This window comes from Planifilum fimeticola (genome assembly GCF_003001905.1).
In the GTDB taxonomy this organism is placed as follows: domain Bacteria; phylum Bacillota; class Bacilli; order Thermoactinomycetales; family DSM-44946; genus Planifilum; species Planifilum fimeticola.
The window spans coordinates 1-17,947 of record NZ_PVNE01000035.1 but is presented as its reverse complement, the minus strand read 5'-3'; the positions used below and the strand labels follow the sequence as shown (position 1 = coordinate 17,947).

Sequence of the window (17,947 nt, the reverse complement as noted above, 5' to 3'; positions counted from 1 at the left end):
AGGAGGTCCTTCACATGATCCCGGAACCGCGCGTCATCGCCTGGAGCGAGATGGAGAGCCCCATCGGACCGCTCACGCTGGCGATGACCAACCAGGGGATTTGCTACATCGATTTCGGAGCGGGAGAGAGGACGCAGATCGAGTTGAAGGTCTGGACCCATCGCCGGTTTCGCTCCGCTCGTCTGGAACGAAAGGATCGGGAATTGGAGGTAGCGGCGGAACAATTGATGGAATATTTTGATGGAGAGCGGCGCCGTTTCGATCTTCCCGTCGACCTGCACGGAACTCCCTTTCAGGTGCGCGTCTGGCGGGAGCTCCAATCCATCCCCTACGGAGAGGTGCGCTCCTACAAGGAGTTGGCCCGGGCCATCGGGGCCCCCAAAGCCGTGCGCGCCGTCGGCGGGGCCAACAACAAAAATCCCGTGCCGATCCTGGTTCCCTGTCACCGCGTGATCGGCTCCAACGGCTCCCTCGTCGGTTACGGAGGCGGGTTGTCCATCAAGGAATATCTGTTGAAGCTGGAGGGGGTTCCTTTGCCGCAGAAACCGCTAAAGCGATGATCGGTGTCGTTGCCACTCGCTCCAGTACATTTTGGGCAACTCCTTTGGAGCGTCTCCGGGGACCGGGCAGATCAATTCCAGGCGGTGCCCGTCGGGATCGCTGAAATAAACGGAGGCGTTCCTCTGGTCGGGGCGGACGACGGGTTCGATCGGCTCGAATTTCCCATCCTTTTCCGGTTGGATGCCCCGCTTCTTCAGCCAGTCGATCGCCCCGGGCATGTCCTCAAAATCCACACGAAAGGCGAGATGTTTGGCGAAGACATGATTCCCGCGGGGCTTTTCCCACAGTCCCAACCAGCTTTTTTCCGGTTCAATCCACATGAAGGCGATGCCTTCCGTTTTCCACGCCAGCGTCAGCCCCAGTTTTTCGTAGAAGGCAATCGATCGATCCAGCTGTTCCACTTGAAAGTGCACTTCATACAAGCCTTTGATCACGGTTTCTCTCTCCCTTGGATGTTTTTCTTGAAACAATAAAGTATATTACCATATCAAAAAGTTTCTAAACCATCCCTTTCATCCTTGAAAAGAGCTTCTTTTCTTGCGACCCATCGAACCCTATGCAATAAGGGACTCCGCCCGGCGGCTGTGCCTGCCGCTGCGGAGTCCCTTTGGATATGGATTCTCTGATTTTTGGGCTACTTCAACGCCCTTGCGGCGGCCTTCACCAGGCTCACCGTTTGATCGACGATCGCTTTGCGGTGGCGTTGAAAGGCCGGATCGATGTAAGCCAGGCGGTCTTCAGGGTAGAACTCCAACGCCGCCACATGCAGATGCCCGCCCGGGATGTCAACGGCTCCCAGGCCGAGGCGGACGCGGTTGGAACGGTACTGGCTCTCGTTGGAGAGGTAGTCTCCGCCGCTGCCGGCTCGGGCTTTCGAGCCGGGGGTCGGCCCCCTTTCATGGAAGGCGCATTCGACAAAATCGGGGGGCTGCCACTCACCCACCCGGTTGTTCCGGAAAACGGGCCACGGTCCTGTTCCCGCCTCCACCATCGCGTCTACGGGCAACGTCGTCTCGATAAACTCGGGCAGGGGGTCGGGCATCGGCCAGCGGGATACGGTGGGAATCACGCCGGATCGGGACTCCAGGTTGTTGTCGGTGCCCGCGTGCCAGCGCCCGGCGTAGCCCTCGATCGCCATCTGCCGTTTGCGGCCCTGGCTGATGGTCATCATCAAATCGATGCGCTTCGGCCCCGGTTTCAAGAAGGGAGCGAACGCATCCTCGACGATGCCGTCTTCAAAATCCCGCCATCGAACCGGAAAAATCACCGCCTGGATGACAGCGGGTCCGACCTCCGTGTCTACGCGCAATCCGTGAAGCTGCAGGGCGGCGGCGCCGGAGGGGTTGCTGCGCCGGAACTCCTGTTCAAGCCGGTAGGGATCGAAGCCGCTGACGAGAATTCGCTTGACATTCCTCCCCTCGGGGAAGTCGACGGAGGAAATGCCGCGGGAGGCGTACTCCAGTTGTTTCAACAGCCCCCGCTTGTCGGACGCCTTGATCGGAAAGTCGGGTGCCCATCGGCGCAAGGCCCGCGTCATGTGCAGCCGTGCCCAGTAGAGCGGCCGGTCGTCATAGGGGTCGAGATCGCCCAGATCGAGACGTCTCCCCTGAGCGCGGTCCACGGCGGTCCGCCACAGCAGGGCGGCGTGCTTCTTCACCGCCTTTTTCGCATCCGCTGCGCTGCGCGCGGAGCATAAATCCCGTTCAAACGCCGTGACGAACCGGTCAAACCGGCTGTCTTCGAGAATTTGTTGCGGTATGGGCGCACCGTCAGCAATTCGCCGTTCTTCAGCCGTCACGGGAAGGGCGGAGTCGAAACAGGAACCCCCTGACGTTTCCTCGATGGAAATTGCCGATGACCGGTTCGAGACATCGCTTTCTGCCATCTTCCCATCTCCTTTTTCCGCCGGCGGACCCGGGAAGGAATTTGAAAAACATTCCGATTTGACCGCGCATTTTCATTGTAGGAAAACGGAAAATCCCTTTCAACGATTTCTATGACTCCGTGGAAGAGGGAGGTCGAAGGCGGCACCTTGCTTCCGCCTGAGGCTCTTGAAAAAATCCGGTCAAAACCGCCTTCTTTCGGTCTATTTTTTCTCATCGTCTCATAGTGATAGAAAAAAAGAGACGAAGGGGTTAGGGAACATGAGGGAGCGTCCTTGGTACAAGCCGCTGGTCGCTTGGTTCGAGTCCCAGAACCGCTTCTGGCTGGAAGGGGAAGAGGAGAGGCTGTTTCGCCTGGTGACCGACTCCGAGGCGGAATGGGTGAAGGCGGAGACGGAACGGATGCAGCGGGCCCGTAAGCAGGTGAGAGACCGGGAAATCAGGCCCGTCAAGGGGGACTGCCGCATCCGGGTAGCGCGGCGGGAGCGGATGGAAGAGGAGGAGGTCCTCCTCTGGATTCGTTCCGACCGGCGATTGACGGTGGAGCAGAAGGATACGATCTTCGAAGAGGAAGAGATCGCCTGGTTCCGGGTCCTCATACAGTTTGTGGGGGACGGCTGGAAGATCGCCCACTGCACCCCGGAGGCGGAACCCGTGGAGTGGGTCCGGCCGCCCCGGGCGAGCCTGTCCGAACCCGAAACGCCCCCCGTCTTCACCTCTTCAGGATATGACCGCCGGCGTTCGGTTCAATACGCCAACCTTTGGTGGAACGGATACAATCCCAAGTATCGCCGGTTTGACGTGGACTGCACCAATTACGTTTCCCAATGCATCCATGCCGGGGGCATCCCGATGGATCCTTCTCCGATGCGGGACCGCGGATGGTGGTACCGGACCGACCTGTGGAGCTACAGCTGGGCCGTGGCACACAGCTTTCATTGGTACCTGACGAAAGGCGGTGGTCCGATGCGGGCGGTCCAGGTGAGCCGTCCTCAGGAGCTCTATCCCGGCGACATTATCTGCTATGATTGGGACGGAGACGGTAGATGGGACCACAACACCATCGTTACGGCCAAGGATCCGTTGGGCATGCCCCTGGTCAACGCCCACACGGTCAACTGCCGCCATCGCTATTGGGATTATCGCGATTCCTACGCCTGGACCCCCAATACCCGGTACCGCTTCTACCGGATCGAGGGATAGGGAGAGAAGGGTCACCGGTGCTCTATTGGTTGGAGAGAAGCCGGATTTGCAACCGGGGATTTTTTGTTATAATTGGAAATGAGGCGTCGTCGCCGCCGCTCAGACAGGTTTCTCGGAGGGGATGGTCATCCGTCATCGCGATGGGTGCGATCGCGGTTTATTGGCTTGTTCCCCGAGGCCGGTTTTTTATTTGCGACGGCTTTAAACACCGGCCCGGCGCTTCGGGGAAAAGAAAAATGGCCCGAACAGGGTGATCTGCGGGCCGAATCCGAGGTGGACGTTTGATGGCCATCCCTATCGGAACCTGCGGCAGAAACGGCGTTGGCGTCGACAGAGGCGGCAGAAAACGCGGTTGCGACGGCGGAACCGGCGGGACCGGCAGAGGCGGCAAAGGCGGCAGAAACGACGGCCGAAAGCATAGTTGACGTTCGGGTTGCCCAAAACAGAACCTCCCTTCCCTTCAAATCGAGTTTTTATCCAACAGCAGTGTATGTGCCGTCTCTGGATTTCGGAAGGGTGGTTGCTATATTCATAGAAAATATGCTCCTGTTCCTTGCTTCGATGCGGTTCCCCCGGTCAGTTCGAAGCGATAAAAGAGCGTGGTGTCGGCGACTTTCGGAGTTGGGAGAGGTGGAGAATGCCCTTTCACATCGTGCTGGTTGAACCCGAAATACCGCAAAATACCGGCAACATCGCCCGGACCTGCGCCGCCACGGGCGCAATCCTCCACCTGGTGAAACCCCTGGGCTTTTCCCTGGAGGACCGCTATCTCAAGCGGGCCGGTCTGGACTATTGGGAAAAGGTCCGGCTTCACACCCACGATTCCTTTGAGGAATTGGCGGCATCGTTTCCCGTGGGGCGTTTTTTTTGTGCCACCACGAAGGCAGACAAATCCTACACGGACTTCCAATTTCGGGACGGGGATTTCTTGGTCTTCGGCAAGGAGACGGCGGGGCTTCCTTCCCGTCTCCTGGAGCGTTATCGGGACACCTGCATGCGCATTCCGATGCTTCCCGAAAACCGTTCCCTCAACCTGTCCAACGCGGTGGCCATCGTTCTCTACGAAGCGCTGCGCCAGAACGGGTTTCCCGACCTGGCATAAAATCCATCAAAGAAGTAGTTCCAAAGTGATATAATCGATAGGGGGATGTCTCGACGAATCCCCCTCCAATGTTTTACGATCCAAAAATGTGTTACGGAAAGCGAGGAGGACGTGGGCCGATGATCCGAGCCTGTTTGTTCGACCTGGACGGTACGTTGTTGCCCTTGGATACGGATCGGTTTGTCGAGGTCTATTTGCGGGAGCTGGCTCCCTACGTGGCCCACGTGGTTCCGCCGGAGCGGTTGATTCCGTCCATCTGGCGGGCGACCAAGGCGATGATCGAAGACGAGGACCCCGAGAAAACCAACGAAGAGGTTTTTCAGCACCACTTTTTGTCCTCGACCGGTCTGGAAAAGGAGTCGATCTGGCCGCTGTTTGAACGGTTTTACAGGGAGCGCTTTCCCAGGCTGAAAAAGCACGCTCAACCCACCGATCTGGCCAGGGAGGTGGTGCAGGCGGCGTTGGACCGGGGATGCCGCGTGGTGGTCGCCACCAATCCGGTGTTCCCGCGGGTGGCCATTCGGGAACGGATGCGTTGGGCGGGGGTGGATGATCTGCCCTTCGAATGGGTGACCTATCACGAGGAGACCCGCTATTGCAAACCCCGGATCGAATATTACCGGGACATCGTCGACCGGATTGGCCTGAAACCCGAAGAGTGCGTGATGATCGGCAACGATATGCAGGAAGACATGGTGGCCTCCACGCTGGGGCTGAGCACTTATTTGGTGACGGACTTTCGGATCGACCGTGGGCAACCCACCTATTCCGTGGATCAGCAGGGAAGCCTGGCCGATCTGCTCCGCTCGATCCGGAACGGAGAGGGCGTGTTTTCCCAAACTCCCGTCCGGTCGGCATGAGGTTTGCGATCCGGAGGGTTGGGCGAAAAAAAACGAGCCTCGACGGGGCTCGTTTTTTTTAATCGTTTATTTTTTAACGGGACTCAGGCTCGATTTTCCGACATGTTGTTTTCGGTTCCGGAAATCCCCGGTGTCGGTTGGTATTTGGGGAGTTCCGCCTGTTCCTTGAGGTACCGGTACAGACAATACAGACCGACCAGGATGACCAAACCCGGGAAACAGAGCTCCAGGAGGGTCAAGGATGACCAGCACCTTTCTTCCTTTTGTCTTTATTGTAACCCTTTGGCACCCGATGTGTGTAAAGCGGATGTTAAGATCTTCTTGATCTTCTGTAATTTTCCCTCCTCCCGATTCGGATGTTGCATGATTCCGTTCGTGGTGACTTGTGCGGTTCGGCTTTGGAAATGATATTTTTATTGTCTCCTTGAACTTATTTTGACCTTCCTGCGCATAATTATTCAGGACGCTGATCCCCGTTTTCGGCGTGTTGGCCCGTTCCGCCGGGCAGGGACACCCGCCGGTTTTCGCTCCGGGGGGAAGGGAGAAGGCGGTCATCAAGAAACATCGTCCACCTGCACGCATAAATATATACTATCTTCGGTCAAAAACTTTCTGTTAGCCTCCGAGAGGGAGCGGCTTTTTTTCATTGGACGTGCATAGGTTCGGACGAAATTTCATATGTAGGTAAGAACCGCCGATGCCAAAGGGAGCGAAGCTTAAGCGGAGGGGGAAGCTTCGATGGACATCCTCAAAAAGATCGCCGAGCAACGGGAGAAAGAGGAGCGTTTGGCGTGGGAAGGAACCTTTTCGGAATATTTGGATATCGTTCGCAAGCGGCCGCAGGTGGCACAGACGGCACATTCGCGGGTATACAACATGATCATCAGTCACGGTGTGGAAGTGGATGAACAGGGGAACAAGCGGTACCCCTTTTTTAGCAGGGAGCTTTTTGGCCTGGACCGGGCGATCGAACGCCTGGTGGAGGAGTATTTTCATTCCGCTGCTCGTCGTCTGGACGTACGCAAGCGGATCTTGTTGTTGATGGGGCCGGTCAGCGGAGGGAAATCGACGATTGTCACCCTTCTCAAGAAGGGATTGGAGCAGTATTCCCGGACGGAGGAGGGGGCGGTATACGCCATCAAGGGCTGTCCGATGCACGAGGAGCCCCTCCACCTGATCCCGCCGGAGCTCCGGGAGGAAGCGGAGCGGGAACTGGGGGTCCGGATCGAGGGCAACCTCTGTCCCTCCTGTCGGTTGCGCCTCAAGGAAGAGTACGGCGGACGAGTGGAAGATGTGCGGGTGGAGCGGGTGCTGCTTTCGGAGGATGACCGGGTCGGGATCGGCACCTTCAGCCCTTCCGATCCCAAATCCCAGGATATCTCCGAGCTGACGGGCAGCATCGATTTCTCCACCATCACCGAGTACGGATCGGAGTCGGATCCCCGGGCCTATCGGTTTGACGGGGAACTCAACAAGGCCAACCGCGGACTGATGGAATTTCAGGAAATGCTCAAGTGCGACGAAAAATTTTTGTGGAACCTGCTTTCTCTGACCCAGGAGGGGAATTTCAAGGCGGGGCGGTTTGCGCTCATCTCCGCCGACGAACTGATCGTCGCCCATACGAACGAGGCGGAATACAAGGCGTTTATCAGCAACAAGAAAAATGAGGCGCTCCAGTCCAGGATCATCGTCATGCCGATTCCCTACAACCTCCGGGTCTCCGAGGAAGTTCGCATCTATGAAAAGCTGATCCGTCAGAGCGATCTGAAGCATGTGCACATCGCCCCCCACGCCTTGTATGCCGCGGCGGTGTTCACCATCTTGACGCGCCTGAAGGAATCGAAAAAGCAGGGGATGGATCTGGTCAAAAAGATGCGCCTGTATGACGGCGAAGCGGTGGAGGGGTACAAGGAATCGGATGTGGAGGAGCTGCAAAACGAGTTTCTGGATGAGGGGATGACGGGGGTTGACCCCCGGTATGTGATCAACCGCATCTCCAGCGCGCTGATCCGCAGCGATACCGACTGCATCAACGCCCTGGACATTTTGCGCTCCCTGAAGGACGGCCTCAACCAGCATCCGTCCATCACCCGGGAGCAGCGGGAAAAGTATCTCAACTTCATCTCCATCGCCCGCAAGGAGTACGATGAACTGGCGAAAAAGGAAGTGCAGAAGGCCTTCGTCTACTCCTATGAGGAGTCGGCCAAGACCCTGCTTGACAATTACCTCGACAACGTGGAGGCCTATTGCAACTGGACCAAGATCCGCGATCCGATCACGGGCGAGGAATTGGATCCGGACGAGAAGCTGATGCGCTCCATCGAGGAGCAGATCGGCATTTCCGAGAACGCCAAAAAGGCTTTTCGCGAGGAAATTCTCATTCGCATTTCCGCCTATGCCCGCAAGGGGAAAAAGTTCGACTACAACAGCCACGAACGGCTGAGGGAAGCCATCCAGAAAAAATTGTTCGCCGATCTGAAGGATGTGGTGAAGATCACCACGTCCACCAAAACGCCGGATGAGAACCAGTTGAAGAAAATCAACGAGGTGACGGCGCGCCTCATCGATGAAAACGGATACTGCCCGATCTGCGCCAATGAGCTTCTTCGGTATGTGGGCAGTCTGCTCAACCGGTGAAGGGGCGCGCCCGGGCAATGCGCGTTTTTCACCGCCTTCCGGCGGAATGGGCCGCAAGAGCGATCCGCCGGCAGGCGGATTGGTACGGGGGGTGATCGGAAGTGGAAGGCCCGCTCTTCATCGTGTCCCAGGAGGATTGGTCCCTGCACCGAAAGGGTTACCAGGACCAGATGCGCCACAACGAGAAGGTGAAGGAGGCGATCCGGAAGAATCTTCCGGATCTGATCAGCGAGGAAAGCATCATCATGTCGGACGGCAAGCAAGTGGTGAAAATCCCCATCCGTTCGATGGAGGAATACCGCTTCCGCTACAATTACAACAAAAGCAAACAGGTGAGCCAGGGGACGGGGAACAGCAAGGTGGGAGACGTGATCGCCCGGGAGCCGGCTCCCGGAAAGGGGCCGGGAAAAGGAACCGGGGCGGGGGATCAGCCGGGGACGGATTATTACGAGGCGGAGATCTCCCTGGAGGAATTGGAGGAGATCCTGTTTTCCGAGATGTCCCTTCCCCGGATGGCCCCCAAGCAACAGGACGAGATTCAAACCCCGGACATCCGGTTCAACGATGTGCGCAAAAAGGGGCTGATGGGCAACATCGACAAAAAGCGGACCATCCTGGAAGCCATCAAGCGGAACGCCCTCAAGGGGCGACCCGGCATCGGCCGGATCTCCGACGAGGACCTGCGCTTCAAGACCTGGGAAGAGGTGGTCCGTCCCCACTCCAACGCGGTCGTCATCGCCATGATGGATACCTCGGGTTCCATGGGGGTTTTCGAGAAATATGTCGCCCGGAGCTTTTTCTTCTGGATGGTCCGCTTCCTCCGCACCAAGTACAACCAGGTGGATATCCGGTTTATCGCCCACCACACCGAAGCGAAGGAAGTGACCGAGGAACAGTTCTTCAAAAGGGGGGAAAGCGGGGGAACCATGTGTTCCTCCGCCTACCGCCTGGCGCTCGCGATGATCGACCGCCGCTATCCGCCCCATCGGTACAACATCTATCCCTTCCATTTCTCCGACGGCGACAACCTCGCCTCGGACAACGAGCGCTGCGTCCGACTCGTCCAGGAACTGATCAAGCGATCCAACCTCTTCGGCTACACCGAAGTGAACCAGTACGGCCGCCATTCCACCCTGATGAGCGCCTACCGCCACATCCGGGATCCCAAGTTTCGCTACTACGTCATCCGGGAGAAGGGACAGGTGTACGACGCCCTGAAGCACTTCTTCTCGAATCGGGACGAGGAAGCGCCGGCGGGGTGATTTAATCGATGAGATCGAGATATTTTGGCAAATGTGCGGTGAAGGTGACTGAAACCGAAACAACTTTTTTGAATCGGGCAGATATTCTGCCCGGCTTTTTTGTGTTGTTTTGTTTCTGGTATGGATCATTGAATCTGCTCAGAATGGAAAAGAGGGATGTATTCAAAAGTTGGCGTCGAAAAAATGACAACTGCTGGTTTACAAAATGATGACATGATACTAATATGTAAACAGGAGGGTGAATTCGATGGATATTGGACCGCGTATTAAACTGGCCCGGGCGAAAGCGGGATTGTCGGTCCGCGAGCTTGCGGAGCGAGTGGGCGTTTCCGCAACTGCCATCTCCAAGTTTGAACGGGGCGAAGCGTCCCCTCGTCAAAGCACGCTTTTGCGATTGGCAAAAGCCTTGTCTGTGGGTGTCGAATATTTTTTTCGGGAAGTGAAAGTGGAAACGCTGAATCCGGCATACCGGAAGCACTCTAAGCTGGGGAAACGTTTGCAGGAAGCGATCGAAGCCACGATTGTCGAGGCAGTGGAGCGCCATCTTTTGGTGGAAGAGCTATTTCCGAAGGGGTTCTTTCCAGAATCCAAACTGCCTAGTTTTCCGATAACATCGGTGGATGAAGCGGAGCGGGCAGCAGATGAGCTCCGAAGGCAGTGGAAGTTGGGGTCGGATCCCATCGAAGATTTGTGTGGCCGGCTTGAAAACCGGGGGATCAAGGTGATTGCCATTGACGCTCCCAAAGGTTTTGACGGTTTTTCATGCTGGGTAAACGGTCAAATCCCTGTCATCGCATACAACGTGAATGCGCCTGGAGATCGGCAGCGATTCAACTTGGCTCACGAACTGGGACACCTCGTCCTCGATGCCGACCCTCCGGTGGACGTGGAAAAGGCGGCCCATCGTTTTGCCGGTGCCTTTTTGGTACCGGCCGAGGCTGTCCACGTGGAACTCGGCAGAAAGAGATCCGATCTTAGTTTGGATGAGCTGCTTTTGCTCAAGAACGAATACGGTGTCAGCATTCAAGCTTGGATTTGGCGAGCGTTCGATCTGGAGATCATCGACCGAGACACGTATAACACGCTGTTTCGACGCCTCAGTCAGCGGGGGTGGCGAACTGAAGAACCTGGAAGCGTTTCCCTCGAAAAACCGCGCAGATTGCGCTTGTTGATCCACCAAGCACTTGCAGAACGTTTGATTACACCGTCTTACGCTGCCACGCTGCTACACGGAGGTTTACGAACTGTTAAACCCAAGCCAAAGGAGTTCCCGCAACCAAAGGATGATTTGGTGCGGGAGTACATGGAAAACCGAGAGTTGACCGCTTTTGAAGATGTCGATTTGGAGGATTTCCATGAATATGAAGATCGTCAGGGGACAAGTTTGGAAAGTCAATCTTGATCCAACGCGTGGGGCGGAAATGAAAAAGCTCCGCCCCTGCGTTGTTGTCAGTGCGGACAGTATCGGGAAATTGCCCTTGAAGGTGATCGTTCCCATCACTGAGTGGAAAGAGATTTATGCTTCGTATCCCTGGATAGTGAAATTGGAGCCAAATGTGCAGAATGGGTTGGACAAGCTTTCTGCAGCGGATGCTTTTCAAGTGAAGAGCTTGTCAACCGAGCGGTTTGTCAAGCAGTTGGGAGTTCTGGCTGAGGAAGAGATAGACGACATCGTTTCAGCCATAGGCATTGTGATTCAAATTCCGATTTGAAGAATGGGAGTAGTTGTTGATGATTTTTGTAAATAATATTTTGGGAAATTTAAAAAGAGTGCCGACCATTGGTCGGCACACAGGATGTTGACAAAGTATCAGGAGGGAGCGATTTTTCGTCGGGTGACTCGCCATCGTGTGGAGTCGAGACGAAACATCGCTCCCGGATCCCAAGCCAAAACATTCGTCAGCCGTCTCAGTGTTCAGTTCATTTCGTACGACATTGGTGATCTTGAGTTGCATTCAATTGACATTCCATTGTGAGCATGTGTTAAACGAGGAGAAGGGAGCCTTGTCTGTTGGCTTTGCTTTTAGGGTTATCAATTGTTTCCCCGGCTTGTTCAAGCAGCACTTCTTTGAGGAGTTCCAACGCGCTCTCCTCTTCAGGATCGTTGGTGCCCAATTCGCCCCGAAAGGCTTTGTTGAGGATGGATTGGGTGAGAGTCATTATATCATCTTCTCTATCTAAAATGGTTTGGAAATCATATTCATAGCTTAGTAAAGCATCTAAGTGATCTGCAATTACTTTTTGTTCTTTAAATGGAGGTAAAGGACACGGATATGTTTCCAAAAAATTCTTTGGTACTCTTTGCTGACCAACGGCACCTGTCATTGCAGCCTTAGCTCGTTTTCGGAAAGAGTCTGAACGAACCAAATGATAGATGTATTTTGGATGAATTAGGGGATGGCATCTGATAACGTGAAATTCTGTCGTTCCAAATCCAAATTGGTTAAACAGTCCTTTTGCCAAAGCAACTTTTCCGTTTTCCATGCAAGGTGTTATTTTGGCGAAAAGTATATCGTTCTCTTCAAAATAGGTATAGCCATTTTTAACTTCATCAAATCGCCTTTGCTGGATGTTTGAGATTATCCCCTTAAATCCATCAATAGCCGCCATAGGAACAAAACTACATTGATGATCTTGGGGTAATTCCATATTTTTAGGTTTTCCTGGATTAATCGTTGTTATATCTCCCAATCTAACCCACTTCCACCCCTTCGGCAATTCATACGGCGGGTCAATGGGAGGGAGTTCGTTTTTTTGTTTTCGTCTCCTTTTTGTTCCCTCGAGTTTCTCCTTCTCCGCTTTGATCCGCTCCAACAGTTGGTCGGCGGGTTCGATGTCGGGGTGTTGTTCGCGCCATTTTTTTGTCAGTTCACCGCGGAACGCCTTGGCGAGGATGGCGGCCCGGCGGGTTTCAAAGGTCTCCTTTGCCTCTTCAATCAATTCCTTGGCTTCGTTGATTTTCCCCAGAAGAGACTCCACCCGGTCGACGATTCGTTTTTGTTCGGGAAGAGGGGGGAGGGGGAAAGGTGTATTAAGGAAGTCGCTATTTCTTACCGAAGGAGAATTATGACCCTTGGCTCTTAAATTAAGATATGTTGTCATTACATCACTTTTTGAGTAGTAATATAAATACTTGTTACAATGGGCCTTGCTGGGTCCACAAACATAAAAAGCAGTTGAGGCAACAGCATCTTTAAGATCAGAACCGATGTATGCAATATTTTTTAGATACGGTCTAACAAGAGATATTATTACATCTCCTTCATGAACAGCTCTTTTTGCCCGACTTGGAGCATTTTTAACGAATAGAGTCTTTGGGGAACTTACTTTTTGATTTTTATTGTCTATTGATTCGACATCAATATAAGTAAAAAAGTCGGTCCCTAATTTCGTTGGGTCCCTTGTTTCCATCTCTGGCAACAAAGCCCCCAACCTTACCCAAACCCAATTATCCGGCACCTGATAGGGCTGCTCCTCTTCCGGCACCAGGGCCTCCTCCAACAGTTCCGCCAGCGTTTTCTTCTTCCTTTTACGGCTCATCGTTTACCCTCCTCGGCGGCTTTCAGTTCGGCAACGACTTCGTTCAACAGGGAAACGGCCCGTTCCAGTTTGCCGATGGCTTCTTCGGCGGAATCGATCGGGTCGGGCAGATTTTCGTAGGCGGACAGGGATTCATCCGCCATCAGGCCGAGGTCGAGGCTGTCTCCCTTGGCCCGGATTTCCTCGCGGGTGTAGCAGGACCAGCGGGGATCGTCCACTTGGTGCCGGTCTTTGGCAGTGTAGGCTTTGATGAAGCCTTCGAAGTGTTCTTCGGTGAGCGGGTTGCGCTTGCCGAAGCTGGGCATGTTGGTACGCATATCGTAGAACCAGACTTCCTTCGTGTTCCCTTTGTCCTCGACGCCCCGGGTGAAAAAGAGGACGTTTGTCTTCACGCCCTGGGCGTAGAAGATCCCCGTGGGCAGGCGGAGGATGGTGTGCAGATTGCACTTGTCCATCAGGTCGACACGAACTTTGCGCCCGTCGCCGTCTTGGAAAAGAACGTTGTCCGGCATGACGACGGCCGCCCGGGCCTTGCCGTTGGGTTTAAGAGCCCGGTAGATGTGCTGCAGGAAATTGAGCTGTTTGTTGGTGGTGGGGAAGGTGAGGTCGTCCCGGGTGGGCCGTTCCCCGCCCTTTTTGGTGCCGAAGGGGGGATTGGTCAGGATTACGTCCATATTCATCATTTTTTTGCCCAAGTTGGAAAGGGTGTCCCCCAGGAGAATTTCCCCTTGCAGGCCGTGGAGCATCGCATTCATAAGGGCCAGTCGGTGAGTGTCTTGCACAAGTTCGCAGCCGGTAAAGGCTTCTTCAATTTGAAAGCGGCTTTGTTCCGGGCTCAAACCGTAGTAATCATTGGTTTTGGCACGAACATGGCGGTCGGCGGCGATCATGAAGCCGAAGGTGCCTGCCGCCGGGTCGTTGCACCTCTCACCGGGCTGTGGATCGATCAGTCGGACCATCACGTTGATCAGGGGGCGGGGCGTGAAATACTGTCCCGCCCCGGATTTTTTTTCGCTGGCGTTTTTCTCCAACAGTCCTTCATACAGGTTGCCGAGCCCTTCTTCGCGGGCGCTGTACCAATCCAGCGCGTCGATGGAGCGGATGATTTTCTCCAGGTTTTTCGGCTCGTCGATGTTGGTGGAGGCGTTGGCGTAGATCTGGTTGACCAGTTTGTTTCCTTTGGTACCCAGATCGACCAGCAGCTTTCGGTAGTGGTTTTTCAGCTCGATTCCCTGCAGTTTGACCAAGTAATCCCAACGGTATTCCGGAGGGAGTTGGGCTTCGTCTTCCATGCCTTTTTCTTTCAGCATTTTGAGGAAAAGGATATAGGTGAGCTCGGTTACGTACTGATGGTAGGTAATGCCGTCGTCCCTGAGCACATTGCACAAGTTCCACAGTTTTTGTACGATTTCCTGGTTGTTCATGCCTGCTCTTTCTCCTTTTCGTTTGTATAGAGCCAATGGTTGATGCGATTGAGCACGTCCTGGATTTGGCCTTCAAAAATGTGGTTTAAACGCCGGTAGCCCCCGTCTCGCTTGAAAGGCTGCACTTCGAAGGCTTTCCGGGCGTCGGGGTCGAGAACCGCTTCCTGAAGGAGATGGCGCTCGATTTTTTCCAGCCATTTGCGCTGGACAGGCGTCCAGTTTTTCATTCGATAAATCCGTTCCATTGCCCTTTTTACCCGTTCTTCACGACTAATCAGGGCGTCGCCGAGGGCCTGTTGCCGGATAAAGGCAATGATGTCCGCGGCGATGTCCTGATTGGTCATCTCCCGCCAAGCAGATCGCAGACCGGATTCCGTGAATCCCCGGCGGTCCAGTTCGAATTTCAGTTCTTTGAGAGCCTGTCGGGTAAGTTCCGACGGGCGTTCGCAAACGATGCGCAAAGCGGCGATGCGGTTCATGTTCTCCCGGATGAAACGGCCGAATTCTTCCAAGTAGTCTTCCGGTTTTTTCGCTTTGCCGTATCCCCGGGTGTATCCTAAAAACTCGTCCGGATGCTCTGATATCCATTTTCTGGACGGTTGGTAGTGATTTTCGTCCAGGAAAAGGAAGAGGGATTGCTGTCCTGCCAATTCTTTTTTCAGATCTGCCGAAGGTGTTTGGCGCAGCCAATGGATGTATTCCGTTACGGTTTTTCCGCCGGACAACATCCGGAATTGCTCCATTTCCTCCTGATTCATGCGTCGCCGTTTGCGCTGCAGTTTGCCCAGGATCTGTTCGAGAGCCCTCTGTTGTTCTTCTTTTCCTTCCAGGCTCAACAACTCTCGGGCCAGTTGGGTGAAGGAGATGTTGGGATTTGCGATAACAGGCTTCATGGTGCTCACCGGTTCCAGCGCTTCGTACAAACTGACCGCGTCGAAGATGCGGAAATGGGTCTTGCCGATCTCGGGGCAGGGGTGGGTGGCCCTCCCCAGCATTTGTTCATACAGGATTCGCGAGCGAACCCGGCGCAGGAAAACCAGGTTGCAGATGCGGGGAACATCGATACCGGTGGTCAACAGGTCGACCGTCACCGCAATGTTGGGATACCGTTCATTTTTATACAGGCGGATGGCACCGAGGGGATCGTGGATCGATCCGGTGATTTTCATCACCGCCTGGTCATCAATCGGTCCGTGGACTTTCTCCAATTCCTCCTTGAGAATGTTGACGACCATGTCGGCGTGATCGTCCGATACGGCAAAAATCAAAGTTTTTTCTTCACCCATGGGGTCGATGTGGTTGGCCAGTTCTCCCAGGATCACTCGATTGAAGGATTCCGTGACCACTTTCCGGTTGAACTGGTCCACTTCAAGGTGGACTTCATCTTCCATCTCGGCGATTTCGATTTTGCCGGTTTTCGGCTCATAAATTTGGACTTTATCACCTTTGTTCCAACGAATTCCTTCTTCTTTGAGACGCGTATGGAATTGAATGGGAAGTTCGTGGTCCACAAGATGTCCGTCGATGACGGCTTCCCGGTAGGAGTAATTGAAAATCGGTTTGCCGAAGATTTCCGTGGTGTGTAGTGCCGGTGTGGCGGTTAGCCCGATTTTCACCGCATCAAAATGCTCGAGCACGGCCCGATATTTGCTGATGTAATCCCGTTGATCCCGGAACTGGTATTCCGTTTCGCTCATTTCCCGGTCCAGTGTGTAGCCCCGATGGGCTTCATCGACAATGATGCAATCATACTGGCCGGCGGTAGGAATGGGATCCTTTTCTTCGCCAAAAAAGATGCGCTTGATCATGCTCTGAACTGTGGCGATATGCACTTTTGTGTGCGGAGTGGGGTGTTTTTCATCCAATCCGAGGAGTTCATAGATTTCCGTAAAGGTATGAATCCCCTCCAGCCGCGTTTCCTTGAAGGCGTGTTCCGCCTGTTCGCCCAAAGCCCGACGGTCTACCAGGAACAGAATGCGTCTGAATCGCCCTGTTTTGATCAGGCGGTAAATAAGACCGATTGCGGTTCGGGTTTTTCCGGTCCCTGTGGCCATCGATACAAGCAGGCGGTCTTTTCCCTTTGCCAATCCTTCCTCGACGGCCCGAATCGCCCTTTTCTGGTAATCCCGGAGATCGAGGTAATCCATTGGCTCTGCGCGCAACTTTTCCTCCGCCGCTTTTTCCTCTGTCTTCAATTTGTCAATCAAATCCTGCGGGCTGAACCAAAACCGGAGAGGTTTCGGATGATTGGTGGGTTGGCGAAGATCGTGAAACCAGATCCCCGATTTTTCTTTCCATTGTTGGATATAGGGACGGCCGTTGGTGGCAAAGACAAAAGGCACCCGGTATTTTCCCCATTGGCCGACCCATTCTTCATCTGCTTTTTTTACCAGGTTTTCAGCATATTTCGCCGCTTGCCTGACATGGGAAACCACGTCTTTGCCTTGACGTTTTGCTTCCACCAAGGCGACCAATTGAAGGCCGACAAAGAGAGCGTAGTCGGCAACACCGCCTTTAACCGGCCATTCAGCGATTGCAAGATTTCTCCCTTTTTCGGGACGGGCGCCCAGTGAAAAGCGGAGTCTTTGGCTGTCCGCCTCCCAGCCGGCCCGTTCCAGTTGTTGATCAATCAATTTGCGGGTTTCTTCTTCAGTTAGTTCCATCTGGGCCGCTGCTTTCATGGACCGAGCCCGGCGCATATGCAATTCTTTCTGGGATTCGGTTTGCTTTCGCAGCCGCTCCAATTCATCTTGAAGTTGATTCAGTTGGGATTGATAGGCTTTTTCCAGTTCCTTCTTGATTTTTTCAACCGTTTTTGCGTCGAAAGAAGGAGGTTGTACGAAAGGTGCAGGTTTAAAGTCCCAATCACCGTAGGTTTGCATAAACCATACGCCCAACCGATAGGCCAAGGATAGAAGCGTGGCAGCATCCTTTTTGGAGTCGTAGCCTTCGTGGGTTGCTTTGTTTCCTTTTTTTCGGAGGGCGTGAAATATCGACAATAGTTCATCGGATAAGATATCATGCCGTTTCATCAATTGCAAACGGGCAAATTGCGTTCCGTCTTCGGGTTCCGGTAATTTTTCGAAGGCGAGTATGTATTCGGCCGTTTTTTCTGCAAACAGCCGAAGTTTAAACAAAGTGGTATTGGCATCATGGTGCAGATTTCGTTCAGCGGCTTCTCCCAAATTGGCCAAAAGGGGCCATCGATCCGCAAGGAAAGAGAAGTTACTCTTCCATGCCAATCTCCTCACCCTTTCCTCGGAGTGGGATCGGATATCGGTAATTTTGATTATACTATTAAGTATAACGGAAAGGTGGGAAGAATGAGATTATGATTACAAGCTATTTCAAAAACATGATCTGCCAATGTAAAATGGAAGTATGAGTACGAGACATGAGCTGACAGACGAACAATGGGCTGTGATTGAGCCCCTGCTCCCCAAACCGAAACCAGGCCCCGGGCGTCCGCCCGCCG

The 17,947-nt window shown here is 54.1% G+C and carries 14 protein-coding genes; 8 read left to right on the top strand and 6 right to left on the bottom strand.

Translation table 11 applies throughout. The features are described 5' to 3' along the window. Positions 1-14 precede the first annotated feature (14 nt). Entirely contained in the window at positions 15-560 is a 546-nt protein-coding gene (locus CLV97_RS16190; RefSeq protein ID WP_106346571.1) for a methylated-DNA--[protein]-cysteine S-methyltransferase, read from the top strand. Here CLV97_RS16190 and CLV97_RS16185 read toward each other — a convergent pair. Both CLV97_RS16185 and CLV97_RS16180 read right to left on the bottom strand, forming a co-directional pair. Beyond that, complete coding sequence (locus CLV97_RS16185) at positions 549-995, bottom strand: VOC family protein (RefSeq protein WP_106346570.1); 447 nt, start codon at positions 993-995, stop codon at positions 549-551. The genes CLV97_RS16190 and CLV97_RS16185 overlap by 12 nt on opposite strands. A 200-nt stretch (positions 996-1,195) precedes the next feature. Continuing rightward, entirely contained in the window at positions 1,196-2,446 is a 1,251-nt protein-coding gene (locus CLV97_RS16180) for a C15 family peptidase (RefSeq protein WP_106346569.1), read from the bottom strand. A gap of 259 nt (positions 2,447-2,705) precedes the next feature. Here CLV97_RS16180 and CLV97_RS16175 point away from each other — a divergent pair, with 259 nt between their 5' ends. From CLV97_RS16175 to CLV97_RS16165, 3 genes are all read left to right on the top strand, one after another. Then, complete coding sequence (locus CLV97_RS16175) at positions 2,706-3,647, top strand: amidase domain-containing protein (protein ID WP_245891664.1); 942 nt, start codon at positions 2,706-2,708, stop codon at positions 3,645-3,647. 637 nt (positions 3,648-4,284) lie between these two features. Beyond that, positions 4,285-4,749, top strand: a complete 465-nt coding sequence (gene trmL, locus CLV97_RS16170; protein ID WP_106346568.1) for a tRNA (uridine(34)/cytosine(34)/5-carboxymethylaminomethyluridine(34)-2'-O)-methyltransferase TrmL — start codon at positions 4,285-4,287, stop codon at positions 4,747-4,749. A 119-nt stretch (positions 4,750-4,868) separates the two neighbouring features. Next, positions 4,869-5,609 carry an HAD family hydrolase gene (locus tag CLV97_RS16165; RefSeq protein WP_106346567.1) on the top strand — a complete coding sequence of 247 codons (741 nt, stop codon included), beginning with the start codon at positions 4,869-4,871 and terminating at the stop codon, positions 5,607-5,609. Positions 5,610-5,692: 83 nt separating this feature from the next. Here the strand turns inward: CLV97_RS16165 and CLV97_RS18275 are convergent, their stop codons facing one another. Further along, complete coding sequence (locus CLV97_RS18275) at positions 5,693-5,848, bottom strand: hypothetical protein (protein ID WP_170070581.1); 156 nt, start codon at positions 5,846-5,848, stop codon at positions 5,693-5,695. A gap of 499 nt (positions 5,849-6,347) precedes the next feature. Here CLV97_RS18275 and CLV97_RS16160 point away from each other — a divergent pair, with 499 nt between their 5' ends. From CLV97_RS16160 to CLV97_RS16145, 4 genes are all read left to right on the top strand, one after another. Next, positions 6,348-8,246 (top strand): PrkA family serine protein kinase, encoded by a 1,899-nt coding sequence (locus tag CLV97_RS16160; protein WP_106346566.1) that lies wholly within the window; start codon positions 6,348-6,350, stop codon positions 8,244-8,246. Between the two features lie 101 nt (positions 8,247-8,347). Beyond that, positions 8,348-9,508: a sporulation protein YhbH gene (yhbH, locus tag CLV97_RS16155; protein WP_106346565.1), complete on the top strand. Its 1,161-nt coding sequence runs from the start codon at positions 8,348-8,350 to the stop codon at positions 9,506-9,508. A gap of 247 nt (positions 9,509-9,755) precedes the next feature. Beyond that, entirely contained in the window at positions 9,756-10,910 is a 1,155-nt protein-coding gene (locus CLV97_RS16150; protein WP_106346564.1) for a helix-turn-helix domain-containing protein, read from the top strand. Next, positions 10,864-11,220: a type II toxin-antitoxin system PemK/MazF family toxin gene (locus CLV97_RS16145; RefSeq protein WP_211295776.1), complete on the top strand. Its 357-nt coding sequence runs from the start codon at positions 10,864-10,866 to the stop codon at positions 11,218-11,220. Before CLV97_RS16150 ends, CLV97_RS16145 begins: the two co-directional genes overlap by 47 nt. 271 nt (positions 11,221-11,491) lie before the next feature. Here the strand turns inward: CLV97_RS16145 and CLV97_RS16140 are convergent, their stop codons facing one another. Genes CLV97_RS16140 through hsdR form a run of 3 tightly spaced genes read right to left on the bottom strand, consistent with a single transcriptional unit; the run spans position 11,492 to position 17,723 of the window. After that, positions 11,492-13,048 (bottom strand): restriction endonuclease subunit S, encoded by a 1,557-nt coding sequence (locus tag CLV97_RS16140; RefSeq protein WP_106346563.1) that lies wholly within the window; start codon positions 13,046-13,048, stop codon positions 11,492-11,494. Next, a complete protein-coding gene (locus CLV97_RS16135) occupies positions 13,045-14,472 on the bottom strand; it encodes a type I restriction-modification system subunit M (RefSeq protein ID WP_106346562.1) in 1,428 nt (475 codons plus the stop codon). Before CLV97_RS16135 ends, CLV97_RS16140 begins: the two co-directional genes overlap by 4 nt. After that, positions 14,469-17,723, bottom strand: coding sequence for a type I restriction-modification system endonuclease (hsdR, locus tag CLV97_RS16130; RefSeq protein ID WP_106346561.1), 3,255 nt, complete (start codon positions 17,721-17,723; stop codon positions 14,469-14,471). Before hsdR ends, CLV97_RS16135 begins: the two co-directional genes overlap by 4 nt. Positions 17,724-17,947 lie beyond the last annotated feature (224 nt).